Here is a 13,382-nt window from a genome sequence, read left to right as displayed (position 1 = left end):
CGGAGTTTGGTCGGTGGAAGTGCCAGAAGATTTAGCTGGCAAGGCCTACCAGTATCATGTTCATTTTGAAAACCAGCATTTTTTGACGCGCGATCCTTATACAATCGCTACCAGTCCAGATGGCAAGCGCTCAGCTATTGTTGCCGAACAGGACAAGACTGTTGCTGGTTTTAAGGTATGTCAAGGCAAGGAGGCAACCTGGCGTTTAGATAACCCAAATCAGGCTGTCATCTATGAGATGCATATCCGTGATATTAGCAAATCGCCTAGTTCCGGTGTCGCAGAACATTTGCGAGGGACTTTTTTGGGGGCATGTCAAAGCGGCACTAGAAATAGCCAGGGGGACCAGACGACTTTTGATTACATTCGCAATCTAGGTATCAATGTGGTGCAGCTCCAGCCGGTTTCTGACCGACATAAGGACTATGACCAAAATGGCCAAGTTACTTATAACTGGGGCTATGATCCACAGAACTACAATGCGCCAGAAACCAGTTTTTCTTCTAATCCAGATGATCCAGGTCAGGCTATCCGGGATTTGAAAACCATGATTCAGGCTTACCACGATGCAGGGATTTCTGTGACCTTGGATGTGGTTTATAATCATATTTATTCTACCTTCGACTCCGCCTTTCAGTCAACGGTTCCCGATTATTACTACCGAATGAATCCCAACGGTTCATTCCAGAATGGTACAGGTGTCGGCAGCGAGACGGCCAGTGAGCATGAAATGTTCCGCAAATTCATGATTGATTCACTTCGTTACTGGGTAGAAGAATTCAATGTGGATGGCTTCCGTTTTGATTTGATGGGAATCCATGATGTCACCACTATGAATATCATCCGAGAAGAAATGGATAAAATTGATCCACAGATTTTGCTTTATGGTGAAGGTTGGGATATGGGAACAGGCCTGATGCCAGAGGACAAGGCTAAGAAAGACAATGCTTATCAATTGCCGCGAATTGGCTTCTTCAATGATACCCAGCGCGATGCGATAAAGGGTGCTGAAGTCTATGGTGGGCTGAAAGCAGGTTATGTGAGCGGACAAGCGACTGAGGATATAATAGCCAAGGCTATTCTGGGCAGCAGTGAGTTAGGCTCCTATTTGACACCAAGCCAAGTTCTTAATTATGTGGAGGCGCATGATAATTTCAATCTGCATGACTTGCTGGTTGACTTGCACCCAGATGATGATGAGCTCACTCGGACCAAAAGAATTGAGCTGGCAACAGCTATGAACTTGCTCATGCAGGGAATGGCATTTATGGAATTGGGCCAAGAATTTTCCCGCACAAAACTAGTCGGAACAGGCGAAGAGGGCCAAGTCCTGCCTAGCGACCGTGACAGAGCAATGAATAGCTACAATGCTCCCGATGCTGTCAACCAAGTGAATTGGGAATTGATTAGCCAACATCAGGAGAGTATTGACTATATCAAGCAGATTATTCACTTAAAGACAAGTCAGAAGGAATTTTCTTATCAAACCTATGAAGAGATTTACAAACATGTCTTTGTAAGAGAAGCCTTTGCTGGTAGTGGTATCGTCATTTTTGAGATTAAAGACGAAAAACATTATGAAATCATTTTTAATGCGAGTGGCCTGCCCTATTACCTTGAGAATGCGGATCACCTGCGTTTATTGGTCGGAAATAGTCGTCATAAGAGACCCTTCTATGTGGAGAATCTGACAGCTTCCGTTTTTGAAGTGATTAAATAAGATTGAATAAAAAATAATAAAAGATTGAAGACAAGCTTGTGGCTCAGTTTTCAATCTTTTTTTGTGCTCCAAAAATAAAAACTCTTCCCAAAACATTTTCAATGCTTTAGGAAGAGTTGAGTAGTCTCATAGATTAGGGACTGGCACTTGAACTGGAGGAGCTAGAAGAGCTAGAGGACTCTCCACTAGTTTCTTCTTCGCTGCTAGTGCTAGAGTGAAATTGTTCGGGGTGAAGTGCTCGATAACTTGGTGAATTAAAGAGATCCACAGAAGACACACCGCCACGTTTTGAATAAAGGCTAGTCGATTGGTCACCTTTTTCTTTCTCAATGGCCTTGAGGGCTTTCAAAGAGTTGATGTAGTTGTAATCATCAGGATTGACTTTTCCTAGGTCATTGCCTCTGTAAAAGCGGAATAAGTCTCCTGTCTGAATAGCATCGCTCATCTTCAGCTGTGTATTTGCGGCTGTTCGGATAGCTTCTAGTTCAGCTGTTGTTGACTCGTCTGGCAGAGTGATCTCCTCACCAGTTTGTGTGTTGTAAATGCGGCCGCTATAACTTGTGTATTTTGGTGTTACAAAGTTATTGGTTGAGCGGAAGGCCACGATTTGCTGGTGCTGAGGTGAGAGGAGGTCTTGCCCGACTTGGAGGTAATTTTTGGAGTCAATTCCCAATAAATGCTCCAAAGTTGGCAGCATATCGATTTGTCCGCCAAAGGTATTGATAATTTTTCCTTTTTCCATTCCAGGTATCACGACCATGTATGGCACTCTCTGCAACATGGCATTGTCATAACTAGACCAAGTCTCAGAATTTTTATTGATCAAAGGTGCCAGAGCTGGATTACGGGAATTGGAAATTCCATAGTGGTCGCCGTAAAGGACGATGATTGAATTTTCATACAGACCAGCTTCTTTCAGGTAGTCAAAGAAGGCTTTGACAGCTGAGTCGAGGTAGTTTGCTGTTGCAAAGTAGCCATTGATGGTTTCGTCTTTGGTATCTGCCAGTGGGAAACCAATCTCATCGCCAATCAGACTGGTCGTATAAGGATAATGATTGGAAACGGTAATGTATTTGGCATAGAAAGGCTGCTGCAAATGTTCCAGATATTTGATGGAATCTTTGAACATAATCTTATCGTTCAAGCCATACTGGAAGGAGTTGGTCTCATCTTGCTTGGTAAAGTAAGACGCATCGAAGAAATAATTATAGCCCCATTGCTTGTAGGCTGTGTTGCGATTCCAGAAGCTACCTGTATTTCCATGGAAAACGGCAGATGTGTAATCTCCATTTTTTGACAGGATAAAAGGTGCTGCCTGCTGGGTATTGGTACCGCCGTAGTTTACCATGAAGGAGCCTTGGTTGAGACCAAAGAGACCTGTTTCAATCATGGTTTCTGCATCGGAAGTCTTTCCAGCCTTGACCTGGTTAAAGATGTTTGAAAAGGCTAAAGTAGAGTTAGAGTGGTAAAGGGAGTTAAGGAAAGGCGTAACTTCATATTCCTTGCCCTCCATCTGCAGTTTATAATCAATCAGAAACTGCTGGAAGCTCTCTAGATGGACATAGATAACATTGCGACCTTTGGCAATGCCGTAGTATTCAGAGTTTGGCTCAGCATAGTGGGATTGGATATATTGTTCAACGGGTTCTAGATCCTTGGCAGAGGCTTTGGAACGCTCTTTATTAGCAGCATAGGTTTGATTAGCACTGTAGCCGAGAAAGGCGGGAAGACCAAGGGCGCGAACGACATAGTAATTTGAAAATCCGCGTGTAAGGAGCTCAGGACGATCAATTTCTGCCAAGAAAAGATTGGCTGAAAAGAGCATCGCTGATAGGGATGTCACGGCAAAACTGGCGCGGAAATTAAACCTACGATAATCCAAGCGGATATACTTTTTATAAAAAAGCCAGCCCAGAATTGGAAAATCAATGATATAGATAGCATCCCAAGGGCGGAAGAGCTCCATGGCTGCTGCTCCGAGGCCTGCAGACACCTTGCTGGAAGCCAACATGGTATTGACTGTCACAAAGTCGGTAAACTCACGGTAGTAGATGGAGTTTGAGACTAACCAGACAAAGAGCATGATGTAGATAGCCGTGCTGACACAATAAAAAAGCTTAGTCGGTTTGATATAAAGAGCGAGCCCAATCAGTAAAAGTCCAATTGGGAAAGGGTTAATCAGAGCCAGAAAAATCTGATAGGCTCCTTGAATATCTAAATTAAAATCAACAGTATAAGCCCACATGGTTTTTAACCAATAAATCGTGAGCAAGCTCAAGACGAAACCGAGCCTTGTACTCATAAAATTGAGTAAATTCTTGGTTATTTTTTTCACAGAAAGATACTTCCTTGTCTTATTTCCTAAAAATTCTCTTCTTCTAAGTATATCACAATTTTTCAAGTTGAGGAAAAATTGAGGTGATTTAGTGTTTAGTTTATTTTATTTGTAAAGTAATTTAATAAGGGCAATTATTTCCCAGCTTCAGGATTGTTCGCAAGAATATCTAAAATTAAACAGGCTTTGCTTCATGATAGATAGTGGAAAGTAGGAGTAGGGAAGCTTGCTTGAAAGTCCGCCCGATAAAATAAATATTTAATATATAAAATGTTGAAAATTTCTTATACTAAAACAAGTATTATTTGAAAATAATAAATATGCTTTGAGAATTTTCACAATATTTGGTATAATAATGCTTATGAAGAAACTTACTGTTAATAAGCAGACAGAGGAAAAGTTGAGAAAAGGAATTTTAGTTCTAGATAAGAATGATTTTCCAACTCTTTCATTCACCGATCAATGTGTGGAATTGCATAGTCAGCAGGAGAAGTTCTTGGGAACAGCTTATCTCTCCTTGCAAAATAAGGGACTGGGCTGGCTGATTTCCTATGCTAAGGTAGAGCTGAACTCAGCTTTCTTTCAGCACTTGTTTGAAAAAGCTAAAGACAAGCGTTTCTATTACTGTCATGCGGAGGATACGACAGCCTATCGCCTGTTTAACCAAGAAGGTGATGGTTTTGGCGGTTTTACGGTTGATATCTACGAGAAATATGCCGTTTTCTCTTGGTATAATTCCTTTGTTTTTTCAATCAAGGACCAGATAGTGGCTGCTTTCCAGCAGGTCTTTCCTGAGGTAGCTGGAGCATACGAGAAGATTCGCTTCAAGGGCTTGGACTATGAGTCTGCCCATCTCTACGGAGCAGAAGCGCCAGCCTATTTTACGGTTTTGGAGAATGGCGTGCGCTATCAAGTCTTCATGAATGATGGCCTGATGACTGGGATTTTTCTGGACCAGCATGAGGTGCGGGGAAGTCTGGTTGACGGCTTAGCTAGCGGAAAAAGTCTGCTCAATATGTTTTCTTATACAGCAGCTTTCTCGGTGGCAGCTGCCATGGGCGGTGCCAGTCAAACAACTTCGGTGGATTTGGCCAAACGTAGCCGCGAGCTTTCCCAAGCGCACTTTGAAGCCAATAGTTTGGATTTAGAGCCGCATCGTTTCGTGGTCATGGATGTCTTTGATTATTTCAAATACGCCAAGCGTCACGAGTTGAAGTATGATGTGATTGTCCTAGATCCGCCGAGCTTTGCTCGCAATAAGAAACAGACTTTCTCTGTTGCGAAAGATTACCATCGTTTGGTGGCTCAGGCTCTGGAAATTTTGAGTCCAAAAGGAACATTGATTCTCTCGACCAATGCAGCCAATGTCTCTAAAAGTAAGTTTAAAAAAGAAATTGAAAAAGGATTTGCAGGAGTCCCTCACCGCTATCTGGCGGAATATGGCCTACCAGCAGACTTTGTATACAATAAGAAAGATGAGAATAGTAATTACCTCAAGGTCTTTACTATTAAGGTGGACAAATGAAATTAGTCGTTTCAATCATGCCCAGAAGTTTAGAAGAGGCTAAGGCAATTGATGTGAGTCGTTATGATGATGCTGACATTATAGAATGGCGCGCGGACTTTTTGCCTAAAGAGAGCATTCTGAATGTTGCTCCTGCTATTTTCGAGAAATTTGCTGGACGTGAATTGCTCTTCACGCTGCGAAGTCGCGTAGAAGGTGGCGAAATTGATCTGTCAGATGATGAATATGTTGCTCTTATCAAAGAAGTAGCCAATTTTTATTCGCCAGACTATGTTGATTTTGAATACTATTCGCATAAAGATAAATTTGAAGAAATGCTCGAGTTTCCAAATTTAGTTCTCAGCTATCATAATTTTGAGGAAACGCCTGAAAATATGATGGAAATTTTGTCAGAATTGACAAGTTTGGCACCGAAAGTGGTCAAAGTTTCTGTCATGGCTCACAATGAGCAGGATGTCTTGGACCTGATGAACTATACTCGCGGATTTAAGATTTTGAACCCTGAACAAGAATATGTGACGATTTCTATGGGAAAAGTCGGAAAGATTTCTCGCTTAGCTGCGGATTTGACAGGTTCGAGCTGGTCTTTTGCCAGTGTTGAGCAGCCGAGTGCACCAGGTCAGGTTTCCTTAGCAAACATGAAGGTTGTGCGGGAGATTTTAAATGAAAATTGATGGCCATACTCGTCTAGCAGCAGTGGTTGCTAAGCCGATTAAGCATAGCATTTCACCATTTATTCATAATACTGCCTTTGAGAAAACTGCTGTCAATGGTGTCTACCTTGCTTGGGAAATTGAAGCAGAGGATTTAGAAGCGACCGTTGCTAATATCCGAAGGTATGATATGTTTGGGATAAATTTGTCAATGCCCTACAAGCAGGAGGTCATCCAATATCTTGATGAATTGGATCCCAGCGCCCGTCTTATCGGAGCTGTGAATACCGTGGTGAATGAAAATGGTACATTGATAGGATACAATACAGATGGCAAGGGATTTTTTAAGAGCTTGCCGTCTTTTGCTATTCAGGGCAAAAAAATGACCATTTTAGGTGCCGGCGGAGCGGCGACAGCTATTATCGCCCAAGCAGCTTTGGATCAGGCAGAAGAAATCTTTGTCTTTACTCGGCAGTCTTCCTATGATAAGACTGTCAGCAAGATGGCAGTTATCGGCTGCCAGACTAAGAGTAGGATTCAGGTGTTGAACTTAGAAGACTCGGCTACTTTGCAGGAGAAAATCAACCAGTCAGATCTTCTGGTCAATGGAACAAGTGTGGGTATGGATGGCAAAACTTTGCCATTAGCTGAAAGTATTCAGCTACCTAGCCAGATTTTAGTCGCGGATGTGATTTATAAACCTTTTGAAACACCTTTTTTAAAGTGGGCTCGAAGTCAGAAGGTAGAGGCAGTGAATGGCCTAGGTATGTTGCTTTATCAGGCAGCAGAAGCTTTCGAGCTTTGGACAGGACAACCCATGCCTTGTCAGGAAATTTGGCAGCAGTTAGAAAAGCTGTATAAATAGTCACTCTTACTCAGCTTCTCTATGGTGGAGCAGGAAAAACAAGGAGGCGCTTATGAAATTGAATGTAAATCTCCCTCATCATCCCTATGATATTACCATCGAAAAAGGGCCTTTATCTCAGGCTGGAAGTTGGCTGAGTCAGCTTTGGCAGCCTCAGAAGGTGGTTATCGTCACGGACAATCGAGTGGCTCGACTCTATGCGGAAAAGGTCAAGCTGAGCTTGGAAGCGGCTGGGTTTGAGGCCTTTGTCTTTGACTTTTTGGAGGGTGAAGCCAGCAAGAACTTAAAGACTGTCAACAAAGTCTATGAGTTTTTGGTCAAGGTTGGCCTGACCCGCAGTGATGGCATTGTAGCCTTAGGTGGTGGCGTTGTCGGTGATTTGGCAGGCTTTGTTGCTTCTACCTATATGCGAGGCATTCATTTCGTGCAGATTCCGACCAGTCTGACAGCTCAAGTGGACTCTTCTATCGGTGGCAAGACAGGTGTCAATACGCCTTGGGCCAAGAATATGGTTGGCACTTTTACCCAGCCTGACGGAGTTCTGATTGACCCAGAAGTCTTGCAGACTTTAGGGCAGCGGGAACTGATCGAAGGTATGGGCGAGGTCGTCAAGTACGGCTTGATTGAGGATAAGGAACTCTGGGATGAGCTGTCAGAAATGGATGGCAGTCCAGAGTCGATTTTGGAGCATGCGGAGAGCATCATCTACCATTCCTGCGATGTCAAGCGTAAGATTGTGGTTGAGGACGAGCTGGATAATGGCGTTCGTCTCTATCTGAACTTCGGCCATACTATTGGGCACGCTATTGAAGCGACAGCAGGTTATGGCAAGGTTATGCACGGTGAAGCTGTGGCGATTGGCATGGTACAGGTTTCTCGTGTCGCTGAAAAGAAAGGCCTCATGCCAGCCGGAATTACAGAAGACATCATCCGTATGTGTCAGAAGTTTGGCTTGCCAGTGGATTACCAGCCATGGAATGAGAATGCTCTCTATCAGGCCCTGACCCATGATAAGAAGGCTAGAGGCAACTCTATCAAGCTAGTACTGGTGCCTGAGCTGGGTTCGGCTAGCATTCACCAGATTCCGCTGGAAGAGATGAAAGAATTTCTGAAGAAATAAGTGCTAGATAGAGTTTAAGACGACTGGACATTTTAGATAAAAAATAGACAGAATGTCCAGTTCTTTCCATCCCAGAAATAGGAGAAAATATATGAGATACTTAACAGCAGGAGAATCGCACGGACCACGTCTGACAGCTATTATTGAGGGAGTGCCGGCTGGTCTCCCTTTGACCGCTGATTATATTAATGCTGAGCTCAAGCGCCGTCAGGGTGGGTACGGTCGTGGCGCCCGCATGAAGATCGAGAGCGACCAAGTCGAGATTACATCTGGGGTTCGTCATGGCTTGACCATGGGCGGTCCGATTACCCTCAATGTCACAAATCTGGATCACCAGAAGTGGCTGGAGATTATGAGTGTGGTAGATGTGGATGAAAAGAAAAAAGGGCTGCGCAAGATTACTAAACCACGCCCTGGCCATGCGGACTTGGTTGGTGGTATGAAATACCGCTTTGACGATTTGCGAAATTCCCTTGAGCGCTCTTCTGCGCGTGAAACGACCATGCGTGCAGCAGTCGGCGCAGTAGCCAAGCGCTTGCTTGAAGAAATTGGTGTGGAGGTAGCCAGCCATATCGTAACCTTTGGCGGCATTGATATTGATGTTCCGGCCGATCTAACTGTAGCAGAAATCAAGGAAAGAGCTGCCCAGTCAGAGGTTTCCATTGTCAATCCCGAGCGCGAAGAAGAGATCAAGGCTTACATTGATCAGATTAAGAAAGACGGGGATACCATCGGTGGTGTCATTGAGACTGTCGTTGGTGGTGTGCCGGTCGGTCTGGGCTCCTATGTCCAATGGGACAAGAAGCTGGACGCCAAGATTGCTCAAGGAGTCGTTTCCATCAATGCTTTCAAGGGAGTCGAGTTTGGCGTGGGCTTTGAAGCCGGCCGTCTCAAGGGTAGTCAAGTCATGGATGAAATCCTTTGGACTGAGGAAGATGGCTTCACTCGCAGAACTAATAATCTAGGCGGCTTTGAGGGCGGTATGACCAATGGTCAGCCAATCGTGGTGCGAGGTGTCATGAAGCCTATTCCAACTCTTTACAAGCCATTGATGAGCGTGGATATTGAGACCCACGAGCCTTATAAGGCGACAGTGGAGCGGAGCGATCCTACGGCTCTGCCAGCAGCGGGTGTTGTCATGGAAAGCGTGGTGGCAACAGTTTTAGCCACCGAAGTTCTGGAGAAATTCTCTTCGGACAATCTGGAAGAACTGAAGGATGCGGTAGCCCGCCATCGAGAATTTATCAAGAACTTTTAGAAGAGAGGAGTTGGCATGGAGAGAAAAACGGTCTATATCGCAGGTCTGGGACTGATTGGAGCTTCCTTGGCTCTGGGCATCAGGCGAGCTCATTCTGAGATAGAGATTCTTGGCTATAATCGAAGTGAAGAATCAAGACGGATTGTCTTAGAGCGGGGAATGGTCGACCGGGTAACGGATGATTTTGCCGCCCTTGCTCCATTGGCTGATGTGATTATTCTGGCTGTGCCTATCAAGCAAACCATAGCATTTATCAAGGATCTAGCGGAGCTGGACCTGAAGGAAAATGCCATCATCTCAGATGCTGGATCAACCAAGGCTAAGATTGTGGCTGCAGCAGAAAAGTATCTGCAGAATAAGCCCATCCGCTTTGTCGGTGCTCATCCTATGGCTGGAAGTCACAAGGCCGGAGCCAAGGCTGCCCATGTCAACCTCTTTGAAAATGCCTATTATATCTTCACCCCTTCTAGTCTGACCAAGCCTGGTACGCTTGAGGAAATGAAAGACTTGCTGAGTGGTCTTCATGCCCGCTTTATCCAAGTGGACGCAGCCGAGCATGATCGAGTGACCAGTCAAATCAGTCATTTTCCGCATATCCTAGCCTCCAGCCTGATGGGGCAAGCGGCAGCTTATAGCCAAGAGCATGAGCTGACCCAGTCTTTTGCAGCTGGTGGTTTTCGCGATATGACACGGATTGCGGAGAGTGAGCCGGGGATGTGGACATCGATCCTCTTGACCAATCCTGAAGCCATTTTGGAGCGGCTGGAAGATTTTAAAGACCAGTTAGACAAGGTTGCCGCAGCGATTGAGGCCAAGGACGAGACAGCTATCTGGGAATTTTTCGACCGAGGACGACAAAGCCGCAAGCAGATGGAAATTCATAAACGAGCTGGTGTGGATAGCTTTTGCGACCTCTTTATTGAGGTGCCCGACGAAGAAGATGCGATTTTGGGTATTTTGGAGCTCCTGCGCGGAATTTCAGTCGTCAACATTCGTATCAACGAGGAAAACCGAGAAGATACCCACGGTATTTTGCAAATCACCTTTAAAAATCGCCAAGATTTGGAAAAATCTGCTACAATAGTAAGAGAAAATACGGATTACCTAGTGTCCGAAGACTAATATAGAATGGAGAACTCTATGTCAAATATTTATGATTTAGCCAATGAACTCAGTCGAGGACTTCGTGAAATGCCAGAGTACAAAGCTGTGGTAGAAAGCAAGCAGGCTATCAATGCGGATAGTGAAGCCAAGGCTATTTTTGATGACTACCTAGCTTTCCAGAAAGAGCTGCAGCAACTGGCTCAAACAGGTCAAATGCCGACTCCAGACATTCAGGAAAAAATGCAGAGTTTTGGAGATAAAATTCAAGGAAATAATCTTTTGTCAGCTTTCTTTAACAAGCAGCAACAACTCTCTGTCTACTTGTCTGATATTGAACGGATTATTTTTGAACCAATTCAGGAACTATTCTAATAGAAGAAGTTATAAAAATAGATGAAACCAAGAAGTCAGATCCCGCTTTCTTGGTTTTTCTATGCTTTAGAAAGGCTATTAAAGCTGGGAATGAACATTCTTAGTGTAACATTCAGAGTCTGCATTTTTACCTCTCTATAAAATCAGATTATAGCAACAATTAAAATATATTGGCTCGGCTTTCTATTTACTATTGGCCCAAAGGCTGATATACTAATCAAAAAAGCGCTTACAAATTATTTTTGAAAGGAATTGGTATGACTTTAGAAACAAGAAAGATTGCGATTCAAGATACATATGGCGACCGCTTTCAACATTGCTGGGGCTGCGGCCCTAAGAATGATCTAGGCCTACATTTAAAGACTTATCCTAGCTTAGATGGGAAGGAATGTATCACTAGAATACGACCAGAATCTCACTATACTGGTGGTGTGCCGGCCAATCTCTTTGGTGGCATGATTGCTATGATTTTTGATTGCCATGGAACGGCTTCAGCAGCTTGGTTTGCCCATCAAGAAAAAGGCTTGGACTTGACTCAAGATACAGTCATTGGACGCTTTATCACAGCCCGTTTAGAAGTTGATTACCAAAGCCCGACGCCTATTGATCAGGAAATCATCGTCACTTCGCGGCTTGAGGAATTGGGAGCAAGGAAGGCTATAATAGTGATGGAGATGTCAGTAGCAGGACAGCCAAGAGCCAAGGCTAGAATGGTGGCAGTTGCAGTAAAAGATCATATGTAGTCAAATTCCCTTGGTGCCTTATATCAAGGGAATTTTAGCATCTTTGGAGTAATTTTATCTTGATTTTTGCAATTAGGACATTATTTTGGTATAATAGTTACTTGTCTTGGGGTCGTTACGGATTCGACAGGCATTATGCGGCACATTTTGCGACTCATCTAGCGGATGTAAAACGCCAGTTAAATATAACTGCAAAAAATAACAATTCTTACGCTTTAGCTGCCTAAAAACCAGCCAGCGTGACCTGATTCGGATTGCTTGTGTCTGATGACCGGTCTTATTATGAGCAAGCTACGGTAAAATCAAGTCTAGGGATTTTACAAGAGATTGATAGACTCGCTTAGCTTGGGCTTGAGCCATGTGTCAAAGCTGAGTTAAATGAAGACATGGCCTATGGTCGTAGACAAATGTGTTGGCAGGTGTTTGGACGTGGGTTCGACTCCCACCGGCTCCATTTTTGGTTTCTAAACCTTTCTAAAACTTCTTAAAGCGTTGATTTATCAGTGTTTTTTTATTTTATATTTTCTAAACCTTCCTAAACCTTTTTGAAAAAAGGAGTTATAAAAGGAGTTACAAAAAGGAGGTTGTCCCTCCTAAAAATCAATATAATTTGCGAAGCGTTCCCCAATATCATCCTTGGCCTGTTTGGTGATATGAGTATAGATATTCATAGTCGTTTTCAGGTCAGAGTGCCCAAGTCTGTGCTGGACTTGCTTCAAAGTCATTCCTGCCTCAAAACATAAGCTGGCGTGTGTATGCCGAAAGCCATGGATGCGGATTGGACGAAGCTTATGGCCTTTTAAGACCTGCAGTAACCACTTTCGAGGAAGTGAACCGGGCATTGGTTTTTCTTCTTCACCTTGAAAAATGTACTTGTTATCTGGATTTTCCGCTTGCCATTTTTTCAGCAATTCGATTGTCTTTGGATCTAAACTAATCAATCGCTTACTGCTAGCGTTCTTGGTAGGACCTATTTCTTCCCCTCCAAAACCGCGTGTAACGGCCTTGTTGATGGCCAGAGTGCTATCTGTCCAGTCTGCCCATTCAAGGGCTAGAACCTCTCCTTTTCGAGCTCCTGTGAAGGCTAAAAGACGAAAAAGGGTAATCTTCTCAAGGTCTTTGGTCTGGTCAACCAGATCGAGAAAGGTTTTCAGCTCGTCCTTATCGTAAAAGTCGCTAGATTTGTCTGCTTGTTTCCTGCCAGTCGTGACCACGCTGACCATAGGGTTAGTATCCGTATAGCCATGACGAATAGCATACTTAAAGATATTATTCATTAGCCCTTTCAATTTTCGGCCATATACCAGTTTCTTTGACCAAGCATTGACTTGCTCTTGCATTTGAAGAGGAGTGAGAGAAGCTATCTTCTGGTCGCCCAAGGCTGGGTAGATATGGTTCTCAATATTTCTCGAAGTCTTGATGTAGGTGCTTTCCTGCACGGTATCGTAGTATTCTTTCAGCCAAAGTTTGGCTACTTCCTTGACTGTCTTTTCGGCTCTGGAAGCCTCAGCATTTTCGAGTTCTTCCTGTAGATTGAGGATTGCTGCGCGTGCTTTGGCTTTTGTCGGAAAGCCTCGGCGAGTGACATAACGACTGGTGCCGTTAACCTTACCCATATAGACGCGGATCATGTAGGCTGTGTCACCGTTTTTCTTTTTGTAAGATTTAATTTCCATTGATTTTTACC

11 protein-coding genes and 1 other RNA gene are annotated in these 13,382 nt (G+C 43.9%); 10 read left to right on the top strand and 2 right to left on the bottom strand.

Annotated elements, in window-relative coordinates:
- The coding region (pulA, locus tag D8792_RS09950) for a type I pullulanase (protein WP_125373885.1) at window positions 1-1,720 on the top strand (1,720 nt) is incomplete at its 5' end.
- A 133-nt stretch (window positions 1,721-1,853) separates the two neighbouring features.
- Here the strand turns inward: pulA and D8792_RS09945 are convergent.
- Window positions 1,854-4,055, bottom strand: a complete 2,202-nt coding sequence (locus tag D8792_RS09945; protein ID WP_125373884.1) for an LTA synthase family protein — start codon at window positions 4,053-4,055, stop codon at window positions 1,854-1,856.
- A 361-nt stretch (window positions 4,056-4,416) separates the two neighbouring features.
- Between D8792_RS09945 and D8792_RS09940 the strand changes: the two genes are divergently transcribed.
- From D8792_RS09940 to ssrA, 9 genes are all read left to right on the top strand, one after another.
- Complete coding sequence (locus D8792_RS09940; RefSeq protein ID WP_125373883.1) at window positions 4,417-5,580, top strand: class I SAM-dependent rRNA methyltransferase; 1,164 nt, start codon at window positions 4,417-4,419, stop codon at window positions 5,578-5,580.
- The gene (gene aroD / locus D8792_RS09935) at window positions 5,577-6,254 is read left to right on the top strand and encodes a type I 3-dehydroquinate dehydratase (protein WP_125373882.1); all 678 of its coding nucleotides are present in this window, start codon (window positions 5,577-5,579) and stop codon (window positions 6,252-6,254) included. Before D8792_RS09940 ends, aroD begins: the two co-directional genes overlap by 4 nt.
- Window positions 6,244-7,098 (top strand): shikimate dehydrogenase, encoded by an 855-nt coding sequence (locus tag D8792_RS09930; RefSeq protein ID WP_125373881.1) that lies wholly within the window; start codon window positions 6,244-6,246, stop codon window positions 7,096-7,098. Before aroD ends, D8792_RS09930 begins: the two co-directional genes overlap by 11 nt.
- 52 nt (window positions 7,099-7,150) lie before the next feature.
- On the top strand, window positions 7,151-8,218 hold the full coding sequence (aroB, locus tag D8792_RS09925; RefSeq protein WP_125373880.1) for a 3-dehydroquinate synthase: 1,068 nt from the start codon (window positions 7,151-7,153) through the stop codon (window positions 8,216-8,218).
- A 91-nt stretch (window positions 8,219-8,309) separates the two neighbouring features.
- Window positions 8,310-9,476: a chorismate synthase gene (gene aroC, locus D8792_RS09920; protein WP_125373879.1), complete on the top strand. Its 1,167-nt coding sequence runs from the start codon at window positions 8,310-8,312 to the stop codon at window positions 9,474-9,476.
- 15 nt (window positions 9,477-9,491) lie between these two features.
- Window positions 9,492-10,598 (top strand): prephenate dehydrogenase, encoded by a 1,107-nt coding sequence (locus D8792_RS09915; RefSeq protein WP_125373878.1) that lies wholly within the window; start codon window positions 9,492-9,494, stop codon window positions 10,596-10,598.
- Between the two features lie 18 nt (window positions 10,599-10,616).
- On the top strand, window positions 10,617-10,952 hold the full coding sequence (locus D8792_RS09910; protein ID WP_125373877.1) for a YlbF/YmcA family competence regulator: 336 nt from the start codon (window positions 10,617-10,619) through the stop codon (window positions 10,950-10,952).
- A 257-nt stretch (window positions 10,953-11,209) separates the two neighbouring features.
- Entirely contained in the window at window positions 11,210-11,695 is a 486-nt protein-coding gene (locus tag D8792_RS09905; protein WP_125373876.1) for a thioesterase family protein, read from the top strand.
- A 108-nt stretch (window positions 11,696-11,803) separates the two neighbouring features.
- Window positions 11,804-12,152, top strand: a transfer-messenger RNA (tmRNA) gene (gene ssrA / locus D8792_RS09900).
- 136 nt (window positions 12,153-12,288) lie between these two features.
- Here the strand turns inward: ssrA and D8792_RS09895 are convergent.
- Window positions 12,289-13,371 carry a tyrosine-type recombinase/integrase gene (locus tag D8792_RS09895; protein WP_125373875.1) on the bottom strand — a complete coding sequence of 361 codons (1,083 nt, stop codon included), beginning with the start codon at window positions 13,369-13,371 and terminating at the stop codon, window positions 12,289-12,291.
- Window positions 13,372-13,382: the final 11 nt, after the last annotated feature.

The sequence above is a fragment of the Streptococcus cristatus genome (assembly GCF_003943505.1).
Lineage (GTDB): Bacteria > Bacillota > Bacilli > Lactobacillales > Streptococcaceae > Streptococcus > Streptococcus cristatus_E.
Note: the sequence above shows the minus strand (reverse complement) of the source record. Positions and strands in the feature narration are given on the sequence as shown.

Excerpts from the sequence above, each read along its gene's own strand:
- D8792_RS09915 (WP_125373878.1), top strand. The coding sequence starts at position 9,492 with ATGGAGAGAAAAACGGTCTATATCGCAGGTCTGGGACTGATTGGAGCT.
- D8792_RS09930 (WP_125373881.1), top strand. The coding sequence starts at position 6,244 with ATGAAAATTGATGGCCATACTCGTCTAGCAGCAGTGGTTGCTAAGCCG.
- D8792_RS09910 (WP_125373877.1), top strand. The coding sequence starts at position 10,617 with ATGTCAAATATTTATGATTTAGCCAATGAACTCAGTCGAGGACTTCGT.
- aroD (WP_125373882.1), top strand. The coding sequence starts at position 5,577 with ATGAAATTAGTCGTTTCAATCATGCCCAGAAGTTTAGAAGAGGCTAAG.
- aroB (WP_125373880.1), top strand. The coding sequence starts at position 7,151 with ATGAAATTGAATGTAAATCTCCCTCATCATCCCTATGATATTACCATC.
- D8792_RS09905 (WP_125373876.1), top strand. The coding sequence starts at position 11,210 with ATGACTTTAGAAACAAGAAAGATTGCGATTCAAGATACATATGGCGAC.
- aroC (WP_125373879.1), top strand. The coding sequence starts at position 8,310 with ATGAGATACTTAACAGCAGGAGAATCGCACGGACCACGTCTGACAGCT.
- D8792_RS09940 (WP_125373883.1), top strand. The coding sequence starts at position 4,417 with ATGAAGAAACTTACTGTTAATAAGCAGACAGAGGAAAAGTTGAGAAAA.
- D8792_RS09895 (WP_125373875.1), bottom strand. The coding sequence starts at position 13,371 with ATGGAAATTAAATCTTACAAAAAGAAAAACGGTGACACAGCCTACATG.